Annotated in this window: 17 protein-coding genes and 1 pseudogene; 9 read left to right on the top strand and 9 right to left on the bottom strand. The window is 73.0% G+C overall.

Annotated features, from left to right (window positions below):
• Nucleotides 1-6: 6 nt before the first annotated feature.
• Complete coding sequence (locus tag OG871_RS07730; RefSeq protein ID WP_371495308.1) at nt 7-1,290, bottom strand: sensor histidine kinase; 1,284 nt, start codon at nt 1,288-1,290, stop codon at nt 7-9.
• Nucleotides 1,291-1,300: 10 nt separating this feature from the next.
• Complete coding sequence (locus OG871_RS07725; RefSeq protein WP_371495306.1) at nt 1,301-1,903, bottom strand: hypothetical protein; 603 nt, start codon at nt 1,901-1,903, stop codon at nt 1,301-1,303.
• A gap of 310 nt (nt 1,904-2,213) precedes the next feature.
• Here OG871_RS07725 and OG871_RS07720 point away from each other — a divergent pair, with 310 nt between their 5' ends.
• Entirely contained in the window at nt 2,214-2,963 is a 750-nt protein-coding gene (locus OG871_RS07720; protein ID WP_371503237.1) for an ABC transporter ATP-binding protein, read from the top strand.
• Between the two features lie 44 nt (nt 2,964-3,007).
• A complete protein-coding gene (locus OG871_RS07715; RefSeq protein WP_371495304.1) occupies nt 3,008-5,563 on the top strand; it encodes an ABC transporter permease in 2,556 nt (851 codons plus the stop codon).
• 66 nt (nt 5,564-5,629) lie between these two features.
• Here OG871_RS07715 and OG871_RS07710 read toward each other — a convergent pair whose 3' ends face one another.
• Genes OG871_RS07710 through OG871_RS07700 form a run of 3 tightly spaced genes read right to left on the bottom strand, consistent with a single transcriptional unit; the run spans nt 5,630 to nt 8,733 of the window.
• Nucleotides 5,630-6,898 carry a sugar ABC transporter permease gene (locus OG871_RS07710; RefSeq protein ID WP_371503236.1) on the bottom strand — a complete coding sequence of 423 codons (1,269 nt, stop codon included), beginning with the start codon at nt 6,896-6,898 and terminating at the stop codon, nt 5,630-5,632.
• A gap of 50 nt (nt 6,899-6,948) precedes the next feature.
• Nucleotides 6,949-7,728, bottom strand: a complete 780-nt coding sequence (locus OG871_RS07705; RefSeq protein ID WP_371495302.1) for an ATP-binding cassette domain-containing protein — start codon at nt 7,726-7,728, stop codon at nt 6,949-6,951.
• Between the two features lie 30 nt (nt 7,729-7,758).
• Nucleotides 7,759-8,733: a substrate-binding domain-containing protein gene (locus tag OG871_RS07700; protein ID WP_371495300.1), complete on the bottom strand. Its 975-nt coding sequence runs from the start codon at nt 8,731-8,733 to the stop codon at nt 7,759-7,761.
• 406 nt (nt 8,734-9,139) lie between these two features.
• On the opposite strand from OG871_RS07700, the gene OG871_RS07695 reads away from it, so the two are divergent.
• From OG871_RS07695 to OG871_RS07685, 3 genes and pseudogenes are all read left to right on the top strand, one after another.
• Nucleotides 9,140-9,349, top strand: a complete 210-nt coding sequence (locus OG871_RS07695) for a DUF5133 domain-containing protein (RefSeq protein WP_371495298.1) — start codon at nt 9,140-9,142, stop codon at nt 9,347-9,349.
• Between the two features lie 149 nt (nt 9,350-9,498).
• Nucleotides 9,499-10,637: pseudogene (locus OG871_RS07690) on the top strand (ROK family protein).
• Between the two features lie 52 nt (nt 10,638-10,689).
• A complete protein-coding gene (locus OG871_RS07685; protein WP_371495296.1) occupies nt 10,690-12,015 on the top strand; it encodes an MFS transporter in 1,326 nt (441 codons plus the stop codon).
• Between the two features lie 97 nt (nt 12,016-12,112).
• Here OG871_RS07685 and OG871_RS07680 read toward each other — a convergent pair whose 3' ends face one another.
• From OG871_RS07680 to OG871_RS07665, 4 genes are all read right to left on the bottom strand, one after another.
• The gene (locus OG871_RS07680) at nt 12,113-13,525 is read right to left on the bottom strand and encodes an APC family permease (protein WP_371495294.1); all 1,413 of its coding nucleotides are present in this window, start codon (nt 13,523-13,525) and stop codon (nt 12,113-12,115) included.
• Nucleotides 13,526-13,825: 300 nt separating this feature from the next.
• Entirely contained in the window at nt 13,826-14,188 is a 363-nt protein-coding gene (locus OG871_RS07675) for an MmcQ/YjbR family DNA-binding protein (RefSeq protein WP_371495292.1), read from the bottom strand.
• Between the two features lie 6 nt (nt 14,189-14,194).
• Nucleotides 14,195-14,623: a VOC family protein gene (locus OG871_RS07670; protein WP_371495291.1), complete on the bottom strand. Its 429-nt coding sequence runs from the start codon at nt 14,621-14,623 to the stop codon at nt 14,195-14,197.
• A gap of 76 nt (nt 14,624-14,699) precedes the next feature.
• Nucleotides 14,700-15,545: a helix-turn-helix domain-containing protein gene (locus OG871_RS07665; protein ID WP_371495289.1), complete on the bottom strand. Its 846-nt coding sequence runs from the start codon at nt 15,543-15,545 to the stop codon at nt 14,700-14,702.
• Nucleotides 15,546-15,721: 176 nt separating this feature from the next.
• On the opposite strand from OG871_RS07665, the gene argB reads away from it, so the two are divergent.
• From argB to OG871_RS07645, 4 genes are all read left to right on the top strand, one after another.
• Entirely contained in the window at nt 15,722-16,657 is a 936-nt protein-coding gene (gene argB, locus OG871_RS07660) for an acetylglutamate kinase (RefSeq protein WP_371495287.1), read from the top strand.
• Nucleotides 16,658-16,838: 181 nt separating this feature from the next.
• The gene (locus OG871_RS07655; RefSeq protein ID WP_371495286.1) at nt 16,839-18,212 is read left to right on the top strand and encodes a lysine N(6)-hydroxylase/L-ornithine N(5)-oxygenase family protein; all 1,374 of its coding nucleotides are present in this window, start codon (nt 16,839-16,841) and stop codon (nt 18,210-18,212) included.
• 49 nt (nt 18,213-18,261) lie between these two features.
• Nucleotides 18,262-18,504 (top strand): phosphopantetheine-binding protein, encoded by a 243-nt coding sequence (locus OG871_RS07650; protein ID WP_371495285.1) that lies wholly within the window; start codon nt 18,262-18,264, stop codon nt 18,502-18,504.
• 77 nt (nt 18,505-18,581) lie between these two features.
• A complete protein-coding gene (locus tag OG871_RS07645) occupies nt 18,582-19,601 on the top strand; it encodes an ABC transporter substrate-binding protein (RefSeq protein ID WP_371495284.1) in 1,020 nt (339 codons plus the stop codon).
• Nucleotides 19,602-19,647 lie beyond the last annotated feature (46 nt).

Raw genomic sequence — 19,647 nt, 5'->3', positions numbered from 1 at the left:
GCCCGGTCAGTACGGCAGCCGGACGGTGACCTCGGTCGGTCCGCCGCGCGGGCTGTCGCAGGTCAGGCTACCGTCGACGGTCCTGGCCCGGGCCCGCAGGCCGGACAGTCCGCTGCCGGCGCCGACCACCGCGCCGCCGCGGCCGTCGTCCCGGACGGCCAGCCGCAGCACCTCGCCCGGCTCGGCGGCCACCGCGATCCGCACCTGCCGGGCGCCGCTGTGCTTGACGGCGTTCGCCAGCAGCTCCGCGGCGCAGAAGTACGCGATCGACTCGACCGCGGGGGAGGGCCGCCGGGGCAGCTCCACCGTCACCTCCACCGGCAGCGGACAGTCGGCGGCCAGCGTCTCCAGCGCGGTCGCCAGCCCGCTGTCCAGCGCCGGCGGGTGGATGCCCCGGACCAGGTCGCGCAGGTCGGCGACGGCCTGCTTGGCGTTGCCCTGCGCCGTCTCCAGTACGGGCAGCAGCTGCTCGCGCCCGGCGCCGGCCAGCACCAGTTCGCGGATCACCGTCAGATGCATCCCCAGTCCCACCAGCCGGGCCTGGGTGCCGTCGTGCAGGTCGCGTTCGATCCGCCGCAAGGTGGCCGCGGCGTCGTCGACGGCCTGGGTCCTGGTCTCCTCCAGGTCCCGGATCCGCCGGTCCGCCGCGTCCGGGCCGAGCAGGGAGCGCAGCAGGGCGCACTGCGGTGCGAGTGTCCGCCGCACCAGCCAGGGCGCCGCGGCCAGCAGGCACAGCCCCACGGCGCACGGGACCAGCCAGCGCGGCCAGGTGTCCCACTGCACCCCGCCCACCTCCAGCGAGACATGCCGTACCGAGCCGTCCGCGGCGTGCACGGTGAAGCGGTTCCACCGTTGGAGCAGCGGGTGCGCGGCCAGCAGCACCCCGTACACGTAGCCGAACAGCACGGCCGGCAGCGGCAGCAGGGCGGTCAGCGGGGTGGCCAGCGCCGCCCCGACCGCCCGCCAGCCGGCCCGGTCGCCCAGCACCGCCCGCCGCCAGGCGAAGGCCCCGGCCGCGCCGACCGGCGCCGGCGGCTCCACGGCCAGGCCGAGCAGCCGCCGGGCGAGCGCACGCTGGACGGCGCCGAGGCCGCGCGCCCCGCGGACGGTGAGCGCGATCAGCCACGGCCCGAGCGGGGTCACCGAGAGCACGCCGCCGGCCAGCAGCCCGGCCAGCACCAGCGCGGCGCCGGCCAGCGCCGGTACCGGCGCGAGCAGGGCGTAGAGCAGAGCGGCCAGGGCCCGGCGGCGGAACGGCGCGGCGGCGAGGTCGGCGGCACGGGAGAGCATGCGCGAAAGCCTAGAGCTGGTGGGCGACGGGGACGGCGACCGCGGTCCCCACCGCCGCCACCAGCGCGGCGAGCAGGACGGCGCGCCCGGCGCCGATCCGCCGGGGGCCGAGCAGGCCGACGGCCAGCCGGGCCTGAAGGGCGGTCAGACCGCGGCCGACCCAGGGCATCAGCAGCAGGAAGCCGACCCCGCCGGCCAGCGCGTGCAGTGCCCAGGCCCCGGCGAAGGTCGGGCCGCCCCAGGCCTCGGCGTAGTCGCCGGTGCCCATGCCGAGCAGCGGGCGCAGCGGCCAGCCCAGGTTGAGCGGTACCAGCGACCAGCCGTAGACCGTGGTCACCAGGCCGACCGCGTTGAGCGGCAGTGCGAGCACCGCGTGCGCCAGGGCCGCGGGCCGGCCGCCGGCCGGTTCCTCGATCCGCCGGCCGAGCAGCCGTGCCACCAGCCCCCGCTGGAGCCGGCCCGCGGGGCCGCCCATCAGCGCCAGGGGTACGGCGAGCAGCCCGACCGGCAGCGCGAGCAGCAGATAGCCGACCCGCCGCCAGGTGTCGGGCCGGAAGGGCTCGGTGAGGGCGGTGCGCAGGCCGCGGGCGAGGACGGAGGGTGCTGTGTTCATGGGGACCACCAGGTGGACGAGGAGCGGATCGGATGCCCCGACGGCTTCTCGGGGGTGATTCCAGCCTTCCGCGGCCGCCCGCCCGGTACGAGGGGGGCAGCACGGAACCCGGGGGTTCGGTTCACCCCACCCCCCGGTACGTCCCGAGGCCGGGGTCGGGTCATCCGAAAGGAGGAGAGCGGCCCCCGCCGCCCCGACCGAGCGGGGTGCGCCCAACCGTCCGGCAGGCCGACAGCCTGCGCCGACACGCCACCGAGGATGGACGGGACCCACGCAATCCCGACCCAGCCAGGAGCCCCTCGTGAGCACCATGACGACCACCACCGCCGCCGCCCGCGCCACCGGCCTCAACAAGGTCTACGGCGAGGGCGAGACCCGGGTGGTGGCGCTGGACGACGTGAGCGTGGCCTTCGGCCAGGGCGAGTTCACCGCCATCATGGGCCCCTCCGGCTCCGGCAAGTCCACCCTCATGCACTGCATGGCCGGCCTCGACACCGTCTCCTCCGGCTCCGCCACCATCGGCGACGTCGAACTCGTCGGCCTCAAGGACAAGCAGCTCACCCGACTGCGCCGCGACCGCATCGGCTTCGTCTTCCAGGCCTTCAACCTGCTCCCCACCCTGACCGCCCTGGAGAACATCACCCTCCCCATGGACATCGCCGGCCGCAAGCCCGACCAGGCCTGGCTCGACACCGTCGTCGACACCGTCGGCCTCTCCGGCCGCCTCAGCCACCGCCCCTCCCAGCTCTCCGGCGGCCAGCAGCAGCGCGTCGCCTGCGCCCGCGCCCTCGCCTCCCGGCCCGACATCGTCTTCGCCGACGAACCCACCGGCAACCTCGACTCCCGCTCCGGCGCCGAGATCCTCTCCTTCCTGCGCAACTCCGTGCGCGAACTCGGCCAGACCGTCGTCATGGTCACCCACGACCCCGTCGCCGCCTCCTACGCCGACCGCGTCGTCTTCCTCGCCGACGGCCGCATCGTCGACGAACTCCACCACCCCACCGCCGACACCGTCCTCGACCGGATGCGCCGCTTCGACGCCAAGGGCCGCACCAGCTGACGCCCGGCCAACCGCCGCCCCGCACCTCCGACTTCAGGACACCCATGTACCGCACCGCACTGCGCAACGTGCTGGCCCACAAGGGCCGCCTGCTGATGACCGCGCTCGCCATCATGCTCGGCACCGCCTTCGTCGCCGGCACCATGGTCTTCACCGACACCCTGGGCTCCGCGCTCAAGTCCCAGAACGCCAGGAGCTTCACCGACGTGGCGGTCGCCGTCACGGACGACGGCGCCGTCAGCCGGTCCTACGACCGCGGCGGCCGCGGCTCGACCGGCCCCGCGCTCACCGAGGAGGTGCGCAGCAGGATCGCGCAGCTGCCCGGTGCCGCCGACGCCCGCGGCGTGGTGTCAGGCTTCGCCGGTATCGCGGACCGCAAGGGCAACCTGATCGGGGACGGCTTCTCCACCACCGGCACCAACTACGTGCCGGGCGCGGACGGTACGGACAGCCGCTACCCGCTGGTCGAGGGCCGCGGCCCGCGGAGCGCCAGCGAGGTCGCGCTGGACACCCACACGGCCCGCAAGGGCGGCTTCGGGGTCGGCGACACCGTCCGGGTGGCCGTCAACGGCCCGGTGATGGAGCTCAGGCTCACCGGCCTGCTGGACACCAGGGACCCGCGGGTGCAGGCCGGCGGCTCGCTGGCGGCCTTCGACACCGCCACCGCGCAGCGGCTCTACCTGACCCACCCCGGCCAGTTCGACGCCATCGACGTGAAGGCGAAGCCGGGCACCGACGACCGGCAGCTGCTCGCCCTGGTCCGGCAGGCCCTGCCGAAGGCCGACGCGGTCACCGCGAAGACCGGCGCCGACCTCGCCGCCGAGCAGGACAAGGCGATCGCCGAGACCACCAAGGGCCTCAGTCAGGCACTGCTGGTCTTCGCCGGCATCTCGCTGTTCGTCGGCATCTTCATCATCGCCAACACCTTCACCATGCTGATCGCCCAGCGCACCCGCGAGATCGCGCTGCTGCGCGCCGTCGGCGCCGGCCGCCGCCAGATCACCCGGTCGGTGCTGGCCGAGGCCCTGCTGATCGGCACCGTCGCCTCTGCCGGTGGTCTGGTCACCGGCACCGGCATCGCGGTCGGGCTCAAGGCCCTGGTGAACGGCCCGCTGGACGCCAACCTCCCGGACGGCCCGCTGGTGCTGGCCCCCACGACCGTACTGATCACGCTCGGCGTCGGCGTTGCGGTCACCGTGATGGCGGCCTGGCTGCCCGCCCGCCGTGCGGCCCGGATCGCCCCGGTCGCCGCGATGGGCAGCGGTGAGCAGCCGGCCACCCAGAAGAGCCTGCTGGTCCGCAACCTGATCGGTGGCGTGATCGGCCTGCTGGGCGCCGCCGGGCTGCTGCTGGGCGCCGCGACCAAGAGCACCAGCGCGGTCGGGGCCGGCGCGGGCGCGCTGCTGGTCGGCGTGTTCGTGCTGACCCCGCTGCTGTCCCGCCCGCTGATCGCGCTCTTCTCCCCGCTGCTGCAGCGGTTGTACGGCATGCCCGGCAAGCTCGCCCGGGAGAACGCGCTGCGCAACCCGCGCCGGACCGCCGCCACCGCCTCCGCGCTGACCATCGGCGTCACTCTGATCACCGCGCTCACCGTGGTCGGCGCCTCGGTCAACCGGGCCGTGGACCGGGCCGCCGACGTGGACGACCGCGCCGACTACACCGTGACCATGGCGAACTACTCGGTGCTCTCGCCCGAGGTCGGGGCCCAGATCGCCAAGGCTCCCGGGGTGGCCGCCAGCAGCGTCGAGCGGACGGTGGAGGTCGAGGTCGGCCAGGAGACCACCTGGGTGACCGGCGTCGACGCGGCGACCATCGGCGAGGTGGCCACCCTCGCGGTCAAGGAGGGCTCGCCGGACGCGCTGCGCCAGGGGAAGGTGCTGGTCAGCGCGGGCTACGCCGGGTACTGGCACCTCCGGCCGGGCGACACCGTGGAGGTCCGGTACCCGGACGGCGCCACCGGGACGCTGACGGTCGGCGGTGTGCTGGAGAACTCCGCCTCGCTGGGCGGGATGCTCGTCCCCGACTCCCTGGTCGCCCCGCACGCCCCCGGCGTTGGGCTGAGCAAGGTCCTGGTCAAGGGCGCGAACGGCGCCGACGCCGGGCTCAAGCAGGCGATCAAGGACGCCACCGGCGGCAACCCGCTGATCGCGGTCAAGGGCCGGGCCGACCTGAAGGCCGAGTCCCGCGAGATGGTCACCGCCGTCCTGAACATCATGTACGGCCTGCTGGGCATGTCCGTGGTGGTCGCCGTGCTGGGCGTGGTCAACACCATGGCGATGTCGGTCTTCGAACGCCGCCGCGAGATCGGCATGCTGCGGGCGATCGGGCTCGACCGGCGGGGGATCGGCCGGATGGTCCGGCTGGAGTCGCTGCTGATCGCGCTGTTCGGCGCGGTGATCGGCGTCCTGCTGGGGACGGTGGTCGCCTGGGCCGGCAACCGGACGCTGACCAGTAGTTTCAAGGACCTCACCACCGTCGTCCCGCCGGTGCGGATCCTGCTCTTCCTGGTGCTGGCCGCCGTGATCGGCCTGCTGGCCGCCGCCTGGCCGTCCCGCCGGGCCGCCCGCCTGAACGTGCTGGACGCGATCAAGAGCGAGTAGCCCCCCGCGGGTGAGCCCCGGTACGGTCCGCGGACCGTACCGGGGCTCACCCGCAGGACGTACCGGTCAGGCGCGGCCGGCCGCCTTCTGGCTCCGGCGCGACAGCGAGTCGATCACGACCGCGGCCAGCAGCACCGCACCGGTGACCATGAACTGGATGGCGTTGCTCAGGCCCATGATGTTCATCCCGGACTGGATCGAGCCGATCACCAGTGCACCGAGCAGCGCCGACCAGGTGCTGCCCCGGCCGCCGAAGAGGCTGGTGCCGCCGATGACGGCCGCCGCGATGCAGTTCATCAGCAGGTTGCCGCCGCCGGAGGTCTGGCTGGCGGACTGGATCTGCGCGGCCAGGAACAGACCGCCGACGGCGGCCATGGTCGAACAGATCGAGAACACCGAGATCCTGATCCAGGACACGTTGATACCGGCTCGCCGGGCACCCTCGATGTTGCCGCCGAGGGCGAAGATCTGGCGCCCGTAGGTGGTGCGGCGGAGCACGAAGTCCAGCACCACGATGAAGATCAGGAAGATCAGCAGGGCCAGCGGCAGCCCCTTGTACTGGTTCAGCGTGTACGCGGCCACGAACGCGACCACGGCCAGCGCCACCGTCCGCAGGGCGATGTCCGCCGGCGGACGGGACGGCACCCCGGCCGCCTTGCGCCGCCGGGTGTCGAACAGCGAGGCGCCGAGGAAGAGCAGGACGCCGATGGCCGCCACCGCGTAGGCGACGATGGTCTGGCTGTAGATGGTGGTGTACAGCTTGGAGACGGCGTCGGTGCCGGACAGGTTGATCGTGCCGCTGGATCCCAGGATCTGCAGCATCAGGCCGTTCCAGCCGAGGTTACCGGCGAGGGTGACGACGAAGGCCGGCACACCGACCTTGGCGAAGAAGACACCCTGGATCGCACCGACCAGCGCACCGCCCACCAGGGCCGCGAGCACCGCCAGCCACTGGTTGACGCCGTGGGTCACGTTGAGCACCGCGAAGATCGCGGCACACAGGCCGCTGACCGAGCCCACCGACAGGTCGATCTCGCCGAGCAGCAGCACGAAGACCACACCGATGGCGATCATGCCGGTGCCGACGATCTGCTGGGACAGGTTGGAGAGGTTCTGCGCGGACAGGAAGGTGCTGTCGAGACTGCCGAACACCGCCCAGATCACGATCAGTGCCAGCACCACGGGCAGCGAGCCGAGTTCGCCGCTGCTCAGCCGTCGCTTGAACTCGCCGAGATATCCGCTGAGACCCTCCTGTCGGACGATCAGACGTGGGTCGACGGCGGGGGTCGCGTCGTGCGCGACCGGGACGGGGGCGTTCACCCCGTCCCTGGACATGCTGTCCTCGGGGAGCGGTCCGCGCCCCGACTCGCGGCGCTCGTCGCCGTTCATGAGGTCCCCTCCTGGCCGCGGGCCTGCCGCCGGGTCACGGCGTTGTCGGTGGCGCCGGTGATGGCGGAGATGATCTCCTGCTGGTTGGTGTACCGGACGTCGAAGACGCCGTTGTTGCGGCCCAGCCGCAGCACCGCCACCCTGTCGGCCACCGCCATCACGTCGGCCATGTTGTGGCTGACCAGGATCACGCCGAGCCCCCGGTCGCGGAGCCGCTCCACCAGGTCGAGGACCTGGGCGGTCTGCTCCACGCCGAGGGCGGCGGTGGGTTCGTCCAGAATGACGATCTTGGGCTCGCCGATCAGCGCCCGGGCGATCGCCACGGTCTGCCGCTGGCCTCCGGAGAGCGAGGCGATCGGGATCCGCACGCTCGGGATCCGGATCGACAGCGTGTTGAGCAGCTCGCGCGAGCGCTTCTCCATCGCGACCTCGTTGAGCACCCCGTAGCGCTTCAGCTCGCGTCCGAGGAAGAGATTGCCGACCACGTCGAGGTTGTCGCAGAGCGCGAGGTCCTGGTAGACGGTGGCGATGCCGAGGTGCTGGGCGTCCTGCGGCCGGTGGATGTTCACCGACCGGCCCTGCCACTCGATGACGCCCTCGTCGGGCTGGTTGACCCCGGCGATCGCCTTCACCAGCGTGGACTTGCCGGCGCCGTTGTCGCCCACCAGGGCGACCACCTCGCCTGCCGCCACCTCCATCTCGACCTCGGTGAGGGCCTGCACCGCGCCGAACCGCTTGGAGATGCTACGCAGCGCCAGCACGGGAGGACCCGCCATGGCTATCAACTCCTCCTGGACGACGGTCGGTTACTGGAGCCCTGCGGCGGTGCAGGCCGCGGCGTAGTCGGGCGTGCAGATCTGCGCCACGGTGTAGAGGCCGTCCGCGACCACGGTGCTCTTGATGTTGTCCTTGACCAGCACGATCGGCGTGATCAGATTGGCCGGCACGGTCTGCCCGCTGCCGCTGGTGACGGTGGTGGGCACCAGGTCCTTCCCGAGCGTCTTGCCCTGCGCCAGCTGCACGGCCATCGCGCCCGCGATGTCCGTCTCCGGCTTGTACGGCTTGTAGATGGACATCGTCTGGGTGTCGATCAGGATCCGCTGCACGGCGTCCAGCTGGGCGTCCTGGCCGGTCAGCGGGACGCTGAGGTTGGCCGCCTTCAGCGCGGTCGAGATACCCGCCGCCATGCCGTCGTTGGCCGAGTAGACCCCGACCACGTTCGGGGCGCCGATGGCGGTGATGCCCGCGGCGGCCTCCTGGTTGGCGTTGTTCGGGTCCCAGTTGGGGGTGTCGTACTCCTTGCCGATGGTCAGCTTCCCGTCGATGGCGCTGTGCGCGCCGGCCTTGAACTGGGCCGCGTTCGGGTCGGTGGGAGAGCCGTTGATCATGATGATCTTGCCGGCCGAGGCCTTGTCGCCGATCGCGGCGACCAGCGCCTCGCCCTGCAGCTGGCCGACCTTGTTGTTGTCGAAGGACACGTACGAGTCGACCGGGCCCTGTGCCAGCCGGTCGTAGGCGACCACCTTGACGCCGGCGTCGTGCGCCTTCTGGACCGAGGCCTGGATGGACTTGGCGTCCACCGCGTCCAGCACCAGGACCTGGTTGCCCTTGGTGAGGGCCGTGTCGACCTGGGTCTGCTGGAGCGTGGCGTCCTGGTTGGCGTTGTAGTAGTCGATCTGCGCGTTCGGGGCCAGCTCCTTGATCCGGGCCTCCAGCAACGGCTTGTCGAACTGCTCGTAGCGGGTGGTCTTGGACTCCGGAAGGAGTACACCGATCTTCACCGCTCCGGTTCCGCTGCCGCTTCCGGAGGAGGAGGAGCCCGTCGACTGGGCGGCGCTGCCGCAGGAGGTGAGCGCAAGAAGAAGGGATGCCGCCGCAGCGCCGACGACAATCCCGGTGGATCGTGATTTCACGGGTCGCCTCTCAATACGTCGAGATGCCCCCCGGACTCCGAGTGTCCGGCGATCCGTGCGGTCGCGCCATTCGAAACAATCTTGGGGCGGTGCCGGTACGGCCATTCGGGTGCCACCCCGTCGGGAGCGGACGGCCGCGCCGGACTGTGGGTGGTTTGTGCCGGTTGGGGAGGGGAGCGGGGGAAGAACCGGGAACGTTCGCGGCCTGCGGGTTGCCTCCGGGGATCGCGGGTACCCGCCTTCCGACTCACCGCCTTCGCTACGGAGTGGTTCCATGCCGCTGATCGACTACACCGCACTCGACCGGCTCGTCCGCGAGCTCGACGGCCTGGCCGGCCTGCCGGCACCCGACCGGAAGGCCCGGCGCCGGCAGGAGGACGCGCTGTACACGGTCTGCGTCTACACCGGAGTGCGGGACCCCGGCGCGGCCCTCGCCCGGGCCCGGGTGCTGCTGGCCCAGCGGGTGGCGGTCGGGGCCGGCTGACCCGGCCGGCCGGCCGGCCGGACCGAGCCGCCCCGGCCCCGGCCGCCGATTGCATAGAGTTGCCGCCGGACGACAGCTGCAACCGCCCGGAGGAACCGATGAGCCCCCGCCCCGCGCCGGCCGACGGCCCGGAGGCCGCTCCGGGACCGATGCGGCAGCTCCACGCGCCGCAACCGTGGAGCAGACAGCGTCTGCGCAGCAACAACGAGTGGCTGCTGCTCGAACGGCTGCGCACCGGCGGCCCCTCCTCCCGGGCCCAGCTGGCCCGCGACACGGGGCTGTCCAAACCCACCGTCTCGGCCGCGCTCGCCACCCTGGAGCAGGCCGGCCTGGTCCGCGAGGCCGGCCTGCTGGCCCCCGAACGCGGCCGGATCGCGGTGCTCTACGAACCGGACCCGACGGCCGGACACGTGCTGGGCATCGACATCGGCCGGGCCCGGCTGCGGGTCGCCCTCGCCGACCTCGCCGGCGGGATCGTCACCCGACAGGACGTTCCCAACCGGGGCCGTACCGCCAACGCCGTCGCCGACGCGGTGATCGCCGCCGCCCGCACCGCCACCGCCGAGGCCGGCCTCGGCCCCGCCGACGTGGTGCACGCGGCGATCGGCAGCCCGGGCGTCTGGGACGAGACCGAGCAGCGCGTGCAGTACGCGCCCAACCTCCCCGGATCGAGGCCGGGCTGGAGACCCGGATCAGCGTGCACAACGACGCCAACCTGGCCGCCCTCGGCGAGTACGCGTGCGGCGCGGGCGCCGGCAGCCGGCTCTTCGTCTACCTGCTGATCGGGACCGGCCTCGGGATGGGCGTGGTCGCCGACGGCGAACTGCAGCGCGGTGCGCACGGCGCGGCCGGCGAGATCGGGCTCCTCCCGCTGCCGGGCCGCGGCACCCTGGAGGAGGCCGCCGCCGCCCAGTCCGTGGTGCGCTCGGCCACGGAACTCGGCCTGGCGGGGCCGCTGACGGCCAAGCAGGTCTTCGCCGCCGCCCGGGCCGGCGACCCGCGGGCCGCCGAGGCCGTCCGCCGGGAGGCCGAGCAGCTCGCCTACTCGCTGGCGGTCGTCTCTGCGGTGCTCGACCCCGACCTGGTGGTGCTCGGCGGCGGCCTCGGCCACGGCGCGGACCTGCTGCTCGAACCCGTGGAACAGGCCCTGTACCGTCTCACCCCGCTGCGCCCCCGGCTGGCCGCCAGCGTCCTCGGCGACGAGGCCGTCCTGCGGGGCGCGCTGGCCACCGCGCTCGGCACCGCCCGCCCCGAGGTCTTCGAACGCCGCACGGCCGGCCAGGGCTGAGCCGGCGAAACTCCGAGGACCGTCCGTGTGCGCTCTGGTAGGTTCGCGCGCCATGGACGACAACGGGGTGGCGCGGCTCGGCGGGCGGTTCGTCAGACTCTGGGCGGCGAGTACGACCTCGGCGCTGGGCAGCGGACTGGCGATGGTGGCGACCCCGCTGCTGGTCGCCGCCCGGACGGACGATCCGCTGCTGGTCTCCGCCGCCGCCGGGGTCGGCTGGCTGCCCTGGCTGCTGTTCGCGCTGCCCGGCGGGGTGCTGGTCGACCGGACCGACCGGCGCCGGCTGATGGTCGTGGTGGACTGGGTGCGGGTCGTCGCGATGGGGGTGCTGGCCGCGGCGGTCGCGACCGGGCACGCCGGCCTCCCGCTGCTCTACGCCGTGCTGTTCGTGGTCAACACCGGCGAGATCGTGTTCCGCGCGGCGAGTCAGGCGGTCCTCCCGGCGGTGGTGCCCCGGGAGCGCCTGGAACGGGCGAACGGACTGCTGTTCGGCGGTGCCACCCTGATGCAGCAGATGGTCGCCGGGCCGCTCGGCGGGTTCCTGTTCGTGCTGGCCGCCGGCCTGCCGTTCCTCGCCAACGCCGCCACGTACGCCGCCAGCGCCGTCCTGATCGGCCTGGTCGGCGGCGTCTACCGGGCGGCCCCGGCGAGCGGCCCGCAGCCGGGGCCCGCCGGGCCGCGCTCGGTCGTCGGGGAGATGGCGGAGGGCCTGCGCTGGCTGGTGCGGCAGCGGCTGCTGCGCACCATGGCGGTGCTGATCGGGCTGCTGAACGTGACGCTGACCGCCGCGACCGCGGTGCTGGTCCTGCTCGCCTCGCAGCGGCTGCACCTCGGGTCGGTCGGCTACGGGCTGCTGTTCACCTGCATGGCCGCCGGCGGCGTGCTCGGCTCGGTGGTCGGCGACCGGCTGATCGCCCGGGTGACGGCGACCTGGACGATCCGGGTCGGGCTGCTGGTGGAGGCCGGGCTGCACCTGGCCCTGGCGACCTCCCGTGATCCCTACCTGATCGGGTTCGCCCTGTTCGCCTTCGGGGTGCACGGCGCGCTGTGGGGGATCGTGGCGAGTTCGCTGCGCCAGCGGCTGACGCCGCCGGAGATGCTCGGCCGGGTCGGCAGCAGCAACCTGTTCATCGCGGCCGGCGGCAACTGCCTCGGCGCGCTGCTGGGCGGCGCACTGGCCGGTGGCTTCGGGCTGACGGCGCCGTACTGGGTGGGCTTCGTGGTCGCGGTGCTGGTGTCGGCCGCGACCTGGCGGGTCTTCGACCGGGCGACCGTCGCCGAGGCGTACGCGACGCCGGTGCCCGCGGACCGGGTGACCGCGCAGCCCGCCGACGGGTGCGCCGGGGCGTCCGCCGACGGGCCGGTGGGCGCGGCCTGAGCCCGGACGGAGTCAGACCGGCAGGACCCACTTCCGGTCGGCCGGGCCGTTGCGGTGGCAGATGCCCATCCGGTTGCGTTGTGCGCGGCGGGGGGAATCAGACCTCGGTGGGCACCCCCGCCTCGCGGATCTCGGCGGGTGCGAACGGCCAGACCCGTTCGGCCCGGGACCAGACCAGGAAGGCGAGGCCGCCGGCCGCCACCCACACCAGCGACCACTCGATCGGGTGCAGGCCGGGCGCGTTGCGGTCCGCGTAGCCGTAGATGACCAGCCATCCGGCGGCGGCCAGGATGCTCGGAGCGGGGTAGAGCCACATCCGGTACGGGCGCGGCAGGTCGGGCCGGCGGCGGCGCAGCACCGTGGCGGCGAGGATCTGGGCGAACGCCTGGACGATCACCATGACGGTGGTCAGCAGGCTGATCAGGGTGGCCAGATCGGTGTGCCGGCCGATCAGGAAACCGACGGCGGTCATCGTGCCCATCGCGACCAGGCCGAGCACCGGGAAGTGGTGGCGGCTGTGCAGCCTGCCGAAGGAGCGGAAGAAGACCCGGTCGTTGGCGGCGTCGAAGGGCACCCGGGATCCGCCGAGCAGGCCGGTCAGCACGGAGGCGAAGGCGGTGACCAGGATCAGTACGGTCACCACGTCGGCCGCCGCGGGGCCCCAGACGCGCTCCAGCACCGCGGAGGCGACGGACCTGGAGGCGACCGAGCCGGGGTCGAGCATCTCGTGCCAGTCGATCGCGCCGAGGACGCCGATCTGGAGCAGCAGGTAGATGGCCATGATGCCGGTGATCGAGAACACGATGGCGCGCGGCAGCACCCGGCCGGGCCGTCTGACCTCGGCGCCCAGGTAGGCGGCGGTGTTGTAGCCGAGGTAGTCGTAGATGCCGATGGTCAGGCCGGCGGCGAAGCCGAGCCAGAACTGGCCGCGGGTCAGGTCGACGGCGTGCGCGGGCCAGCTGAAGGCCATCGTCGGCGAGAAGTCGCTGTAGCAGGCGACGATCACGGCGCCCACGGCGACGATCATGACGCCCCACATCACGGTGGTGAGTCTGGCGATGCTCTCCACCTTGCGCCAGAGCAGCACCACCACCAGGCCCACCACGGCGAGGCCGACCAGGTCGCCCTCGCCCTGCCCCATCGAGGGCCAGAGGTAGCCGAGGTACTGGACGAAGCCGACCACGCCGGTGGACATGATCAGCGGAATGAAGAGCATCGCCGTCCAGACGAACAGGAACGGCATCAGACGGCCGGTCCGGTACTGGAAGGCCTCGCGGAGGTAGACGTAGGAACCTCCGGAGCCGGGGAGCGAGGCGCCGAGTTCGGCCCAGACCAGCCCGTCGACCAGGGCGAGGACCGCGCCGGCGATCCAGCCGATCACCGCCTGTGGGCCGCCGAAGGCCGCGACCATCAGCGGGATGGTGACGAACGGGCCGATGCCGCACATCTGGCTCATGTTGATGGCGGTGGCCTGGAACAGGCCGATCCGTCTGCTGAGCGTCCCGGACATGGGAACTCCGTGGGGTGAGAGGGGGCGAGCGCAGGAGAGGATCCATAAGTTAAGTTTCCTAACTTGATGCGTCAAGGCCCGGTCCGGGTCCGGTTCCGGCTCTTGACCGGTGCGGCGGCGGGCACTACCTTCACGGCACGTGTGAGGAGGCGACGGCCGTCGGCGAGGGACACTGCTCTCCTGGGCGCACGCACGCACGCAGCCCACCCGCCACCGGCAGGCCGGCCACCCCTTCCGCCTGGACGCTGGCGTCAACGGGCCGACGGAGCAGGCGAGTTCGGTGGAGGACGGGACGGCCCGTCAGCGTGCGCTGGCCGCCGCCCGCAGCCGCGCCGGGGCCACCAGCAGATACGCGGCCGTGACCAGGTCGGCGAGGTGCGGCCAGTCGACGTCGACGTCCAGGTAGATCCCGAGCCACCCGCGGTGGCCGACGTACGGCGGGCGGAAGAAGTGGTCCGGGTCGGCCGCCACCAGGTGTTCCTGGAGGCCGGGCGGGGCGGCCGTCCAGCAGGCCGACCGGTTGTCGTGGTGGTGGTCGGCGAGGGTCGCGAACATCCGCTTCCCGCCGGCGAACCAGGCGGGCTCGCCGTGGCTGAGGCGCTCCTCGCACTCGGGCAGGGCCAGGCACAGGGCGCGCAGCCGCTCCGGCGCGGTCGCGGACACGGCCGGTCAGCCCGTCGCGGGCGGGGTCTTGCGGGGTTCGCCGCGGTAGGTGCCGAAGGACCAGTGGTTGCCCTCCGGGTCGCGGGCCGCGAAGTCCCGCGAGCCGTAGTCGGTGACGTGCAGCCCGGTGAGGATGTCGGCCCCGGCGGCGACGGCCCGGGCGTGCACCGCGTCCGGGTCGGCGGTGACCACGTACGCGCCGAAGTGCCCGGGGCGCAGCGGCCACTTGTCGTCCTCGTCCTCCGGGCGGGCGGAGCCCAGCATGATGCCGCCGCCCTCCGGCCAGGAGAGCTGGGCGTGGTGAACCTGCTCGCCCTCGCCGTAGACCACGGTCTCCTCGAAGCCGAAGGCCTCCACCAGGAACCGGATCAGGGCCCGGGCGTTGTCGGCCCGTAGTGAGGGCCACACCTGCGGTGCGGGGGTCAGGTCGGTCATGATCGTGCACCTCCTCGTCCGTTTCGGCCAGTCTGCGCCGTCCCCGGCGCCGACGGCTTGGACGTTTGGGAACAGGTCACCCGAGTGGGCGCGAGAGTTCCCGGTCGGGCGTCCGGCCGCGGGCGGCGCCGGGGCGCTCCTCGGCGAGCCATCGGGTGGGGGAGCAGCCGGCCAGGGCGCGGAACTCGCGGGCCAGGTGGGCCTGGTCGAAGTAGCCGGTGCGGGCGGCCAGGCCGGCCAGGCCGCCCGCACCGGGCGAGTCGAGCCGGCGGCGGGCCCGGTCGAAGCGGATCACCCGGGCGGCGGCCTTGGGGGTCAGGCCGGTCTCCCGCCGGAAGCGGCCGGCGAGGTGGCGGCGGCTCCAGCCGACCTCCCGGGCCAGCTCGGCCACCGGCAGTGCGCCGCCGGTGGCGGTGAGCAGCTGCCAGGCCCGGCAGACCTCGGGGTCGGGTGCCCTGGCCGGTCGGGCCAGCCCGGTGAGCTCCTGGTCCAGCACGGCGAACCGGCCGGCCCAGTCGGGTGCCGCCAGGACGCGTTCGCGCAGCTCGTGGACGGCCGGTCCGAGCAGTGCCTCGGCGGGCAGGTCGAGCGAGGCGAGCTCGCCGGCCGGCAGGCCGAGCAGGGCGCGGGCGCCGAGCGGGTGCAGGGCGAGCTGGATGCCGGACTGGCTGCCCTGATGGGTGATCAGGGCTGGGGTGGTGTGCAGGCCGCCGAGCAGGCTGTCGTACGCGGCGCCGGGCTGCCGGGGGTCGGGGTGGGCGGCGACGGTGAGCGGTTCGTCCAGGGTGAGGATGAACGTCAGCCAGGGGGAGGGGAGGCCGCGGTGGCGCGCGGGGGCCAGCCCGCGCTGCCGGTACCCGGAGTACCAGGCGACGTACGGCCGCAGCGGCGCCGCGGGCCGGACCCGCAGTGACTCGTCCACCCTCCCAGTATCGCTCCCGGAGGCGCCTCGACGGCGGGTCGGCGGTGTCGGACCCGAGGGTGACGAGCTCGCCCGACGGCATGTAAGGTAAGCCTTGCCTAAAGATTGTCGACATGGTGGCCGGGTGGCCGGGAGTCGTGGTCGGCGGCGGTGGAGACTTCGAATCAGGGGGGCCTGTGAGCACTGTTCCGACTGTGCGTCAGCCGCGCTCCGGCGCCCGCACGTTGATCGAGGCGCTGCCGTCGCTGGAGCGGTTCCGCGGTCAGACCGTGGTGGTCAAGTTCGGCGGCAACGCCATGGTGGACGAGGACCTGAAGGCGGCCTTCGCCCAGGACGTCGTCTTCCTGCGCTACGCCGGCCTGCACCCGGTCGTCGTGCACGGCGGCGGCCCGCAGATCAGCTCGTTGCTGGAGCGGCTCGGACTGGAGTCCTCCTTCACGGCGGGTCTGCGGGTCACCACGCCGGAGACCATGGACGTGGTGCGGATGGTGCTGGCGGGCCAGGTGCAGCGCGAGCTGGTCGGCCTGCTGAACGGCCACGGCCCGTTCGCGGTCGGGATGACCGGCGAGGACGCCCACACCATGACCGCGGTCAAGCGGTACGCCGTGGTGGAGGGCGAGCAGGTCGACATCGGGCTGGTCGGCGACATCGTCACCATCGAGCCGGGCGTGGTGAAGGCGCTGATCGGGGACGGCCGGATCCCGGTGATCTCCTCGATCGCGCGCGGCGCCGACGGCCACGTCTACAACATCAACGCGGACACCGCCGCCGCCGCGCTGGCGGTGTCCCTCGGCGCCGAGATGCTGGTGGTGCTCACCGACGTCGAGGGCCTGTACCGGGACTGGCCGAACTCCGCCGAGGTGGTCGAGCGGCTGACCGCGGGGGAGTTGGAGGGGATGCTGCCGGGACTGGCCGGCGGGATGCTCCCGAAGATGGAGGGCTGTCTGCGTGCCGTGCGCTCCGGTGTGGGCTCGGCCCGGGTGCTGGACGGCCGGGTGCGCCACAGCCTGCTGCGGGCGCTGACCGAGTCGGGCTCGGGGACCGAGGTGGTGCCGGACGGCGCCGCGGCCCCGCCCGCAGGCGCCCGGGCAGCGGTCTCCGTGCCGGCCTGAACGACGCCAACTGCCCTGGTCGGAGGGGTCGTGCGCACCCGGGTCCGAACTTGACACCTGCGCACATCTAAGAGAAGTTAGGCAAGCCTTACCTCATCAACGGGCGAGGCGGGCGGGTCGGGAACTCCCGGAACGGTGCGGGGTGAGGCCCCGCCGGCAAGCAGCCAACGGAAGGACGAGCATGTCGGGATCGCGCGAGTCGAGCGCACAGGCCGGGAGCGGCGGCGCCGACGACCTGGTCGGAATAGGCTTCGGCCCCTCCAACCTCGCCCTGGCCATCGCGATCGCCGACCACAACCGGCGCGACCCGGGCCAGGCCCTGCAGACCGGCTTCCTGGAGCAGCAGGCCGCCTTCGGCTGGCACCGCGGCATGCTGCTGGAGGGCGCGACCATGCAGGTCTCCTTCCTCAAGGACCTGGTCACCATGCGCGACCCGAGCAGCCCGTTCTCGTTCCTGGTCTACCTTCAGCAGCGCGGCCGGCTCGCGGACTTCATCAACCAGAAGAGCTTCTTCCCGACCCGGATCGAGTTCCACGACTACTTCGAGTGGTGCGCCGCCGAGTTCGCCGGCGATGTCGCCTACGGGCAGCGCGCCACCGAGATCCGCCCGGTGGTCGTGGACGGCCGCGTCGAGGCCGTGGACGTGGTCTCCCGCTCCACCACCGACCCGGCCGACGAGCAGGTCCGCCGCACCCGCAACCTCGCGGTCGGCACCGGCCTGACGCCGCGTCTGCCGGAGGGCGTCGAACTCGGCGACCGCGTCTGGCACACCCGCGACCTGATCTTCAGGGCACCGGCCCTGACGGACCGTCCGCACCGCCGCTTCACCGTGGTCGGCGCCGGCCAGTCCGCCGCCGAGGCGGTCGACTACCTGCACCGCACCTTCCCGGACGCCGAGGTCTGTGCCGTCTTCTCCCGCTACGGCTACAGCCCGGCGGACGACAGCCCGTTCGCCAACCGGATCTTCGACCCCGACGCCGTCGACCACTTCTTCGACGCCCCGGAGTCGGTCAAGCAGGACCTGCTCGACTACCACGGCAACACCAACTACTCGGTGGTGGACGGCGACCTGATCGAGCAGCTCTACCGCACCGTGTACCAGGAGAAGGTGCAGGGCCGAGAGCGCCTGCGGATCCTCAACACCACCCGCCTCACCGGCGTGGAGCAGGGCCCGGACGGCGCCCGCGCGATGATCCGCTCGCTCACCACCGGCGAGGAGTTCGCGCTGGACTCGGACGCCGTCGTGCTGGCCACCGGCTACCGACCGGTCGACCCGCGCCCGCTGCTCGGCGAGCTCGCCGACGCCTGCCTCACCGACGGGCAGGGCCGGCTGCGGGTCGACCGCGACCACCGGATCCTGACGGCCGACCACGTGGACGTCGGCATCTACCTCCAGGGCGGCACCGAGCACACCCACGGCATCACCTCCTCGCTGCTCTCCACCCTCGCCGTCCGGTCCGGGGAGATCTGCGACTCGCTGCTGCTCCGCCGTACCGCGCGCGACCTGCGGACGGACTTCGGCCGCGGCGCCCAGGTCGGGGTGGCGGCGGGCTGAGCCCCGTCCCCGCCGCCCCCGCACTCCCCCCTGACGAACGGACCACCCGATGACCTCCGCCATCCCGGGCCTCGACCCGGACAGCCTGCGCGCCGACCTCGCGGACCTGCTGGACGAGCCGGCCGAGGAGATCGGCGACGACGACGACCTGCGCGACCTCGGTCTGGACTCGATCCGGCTGATGAGCCTGATCTCCCTGTGGCGCGCCCGCGGCGCGCGGGTCGAGTTCGCCGACCTGGCCGAGACCACCCCGACGGTGCGCGCCTGGTCCGCGTACCTCACCGCCCGCTGAACCTTCCCCACCCCCACGCGTCGGCCCGGGCCCGTCGGTCCGGCGCGGACCGCAGCGAAAGCCTCCCTAGGAGAACCATGAAGACCCCCGCCGTGCTCGTGACCCCGGCCGCCCAGCGCCGCAGAATCGCCGCCGCCGGCGCCGCCGCCGCGATGTTCGCGCTGGCCGCCTGCTCCTCCTCGGGCGGCGACGGCAAGGACGCGGCCGGAGCGGGCAAGGGGACCGGCTCGACGGCCGCCGCGGGCCCGGTCGTCGTCGAGGCCACCAACGGCAAGGTCACCGTCCCGGCGGGCGTGAAGCGGATCGTCTCCGTCTCCTACGCCACCGGCGCGCTGCTGGACCTCGGCGTCCAGCCGGTCGGCACCAGCACCATCGACGACAACAACCCGATGGAGCTGCTGCCCTCGCAGAAGGAGGCCGCCGCGAAGATCGAGCCGATCGGCTCCGGCATCGAGATCAACATCGAGAAGGTCGCCGCGCTCAGGCCCGACCTGATCATCGTCGAGGGCGCCACCGCGTTCGACTGGGGCATCAAGAAGCTCGAGGGCCTCGGCGTCCCCGTCCTGCACTTCGGCATCGACAAGCCGGCCGACCTGGTGAACGCCCAGGAGAAGATCGCGCTCGCGGTGGGCAAGGAGGCCGAGTTCAAGAAGCTGAAGTCGGACTACGACACCAAGGCCGCGAAGATCAAGACCGACTACGCGAGCAAGCTGAACTCGGTCAAGTGGACCTTCGCCTCCTCCTACGGCGGCGGCGAGTTCCTCGTCGACACCAGCTCCTCCTGGGTCGGCCAGGTCCTGAAGGACGCCGGCGCGCAGTTCTCCGCCGCCTCCGCGGACCCGAAGGAGCACGAGGTCACCTACTCGACCGAGAAGCTCGACGTGCTGGCCGACGCGGACATCATCCTCGTCCCGAAGACGGCCGCCACCGGCGAGGTCCCGCAGGACACCAAGGACCTGGACAAGCAGCCGGCCTGGCAGCAGCTCAAGGCCGTCAAGGCCAACAAGGTCATCCCGGTCACCTACGGCACCACCGACCGCTACGGCACCTCGATCGACGTCCTCAACCAGATCGAGACCGTCCTCAAGGGCCTCTAGAGCCCCATCGGCGCGGACGGCCACCCCACCACCCGGCGGCCGTCCG

The sequence above is a fragment of the Kitasatospora sp. NBC_00374 genome (assembly GCF_041434935.1).
Taxonomy (GTDB): Bacteria; Actinomycetota; Actinomycetes; order Streptomycetales; family Streptomycetaceae; genus Kitasatospora.
The sequence above is the reverse complement of the archived record's forward strand: the minus strand, read 5'-3'. Positions and strand labels throughout refer to the sequence as shown.

What these genes read in the sequence shown, in the direction of transcription:
- OG871_RS07715 (WP_371495304.1), top strand. Translation starts at nt 3,008, where the DNA reads ATGTACCGCACCGCACTGCGCAACGTGCTGGCCCACAAGGGCCGCCTG.
- OG871_RS07650 (WP_371495285.1), top strand. Translation starts at nt 18,262, where the DNA reads ATGACCTCCGCCATCCCGGGCCTCGACCCGGACAGCCTGCGCGCCGAC.
- OG871_RS07705 (WP_371495302.1), bottom strand. Translation starts at nt 7,728, where the DNA reads ATGGCGGGTCCTCCCGTGCTGGCGCTGCGTAGCATCTCCAAGCGGTTC.
- OG871_RS07710 (WP_371503236.1), bottom strand. Translation starts at nt 6,898, where the DNA reads ATGTCCAGGGACGGGGTGAACGCCCCCGTCCCGGTCGCGCACGACGCG.
- OG871_RS07680 (WP_371495294.1), bottom strand. Translation starts at nt 13,525, where the DNA reads ATGTCCGGGACGCTCAGCAGACGGATCGGCCTGTTCCAGGCCACCGCC.
- OG871_RS07720 (WP_371503237.1), top strand. Translation starts at nt 2,214, where the DNA reads ATGACGACCACCACCGCCGCCGCCCGCGCCACCGGCCTCAACAAGGTC.
- OG871_RS07695 (WP_371495298.1), top strand. Translation starts at nt 9,140, where the DNA reads ATGCCGCTGATCGACTACACCGCACTCGACCGGCTCGTCCGCGAGCTC.
- OG871_RS07655 (WP_371495286.1), top strand. Translation starts at nt 16,839, where the DNA reads ATGTCGGGATCGCGCGAGTCGAGCGCACAGGCCGGGAGCGGCGGCGCC.
- OG871_RS07730 (WP_371495308.1), bottom strand. Translation starts at nt 1,290, where the DNA reads ATGCTCTCCCGTGCCGCCGACCTCGCCGCCGCGCCGTTCCGCCGCCGG.
- OG871_RS07645 (WP_371495284.1), top strand. Translation starts at nt 18,582, where the DNA reads ATGAAGACCCCCGCCGTGCTCGTGACCCCGGCCGCCCAGCGCCGCAGA.
- OG871_RS07725 (WP_371495306.1), bottom strand. Translation starts at nt 1,903, where the DNA reads ATGAACACAGCACCCTCCGTCCTCGCCCGCGGCCTGCGCACCGCCCTC.
- OG871_RS07670 (WP_371495291.1), bottom strand. Translation starts at nt 14,623, where the DNA reads ATGACCGACCTGACCCCCGCACCGCAGGTGTGGCCCTCACTACGGGCC.
- OG871_RS07685 (WP_371495296.1), top strand. Translation starts at nt 10,690, where the DNA reads ATGGACGACAACGGGGTGGCGCGGCTCGGCGGGCGGTTCGTCAGACTC.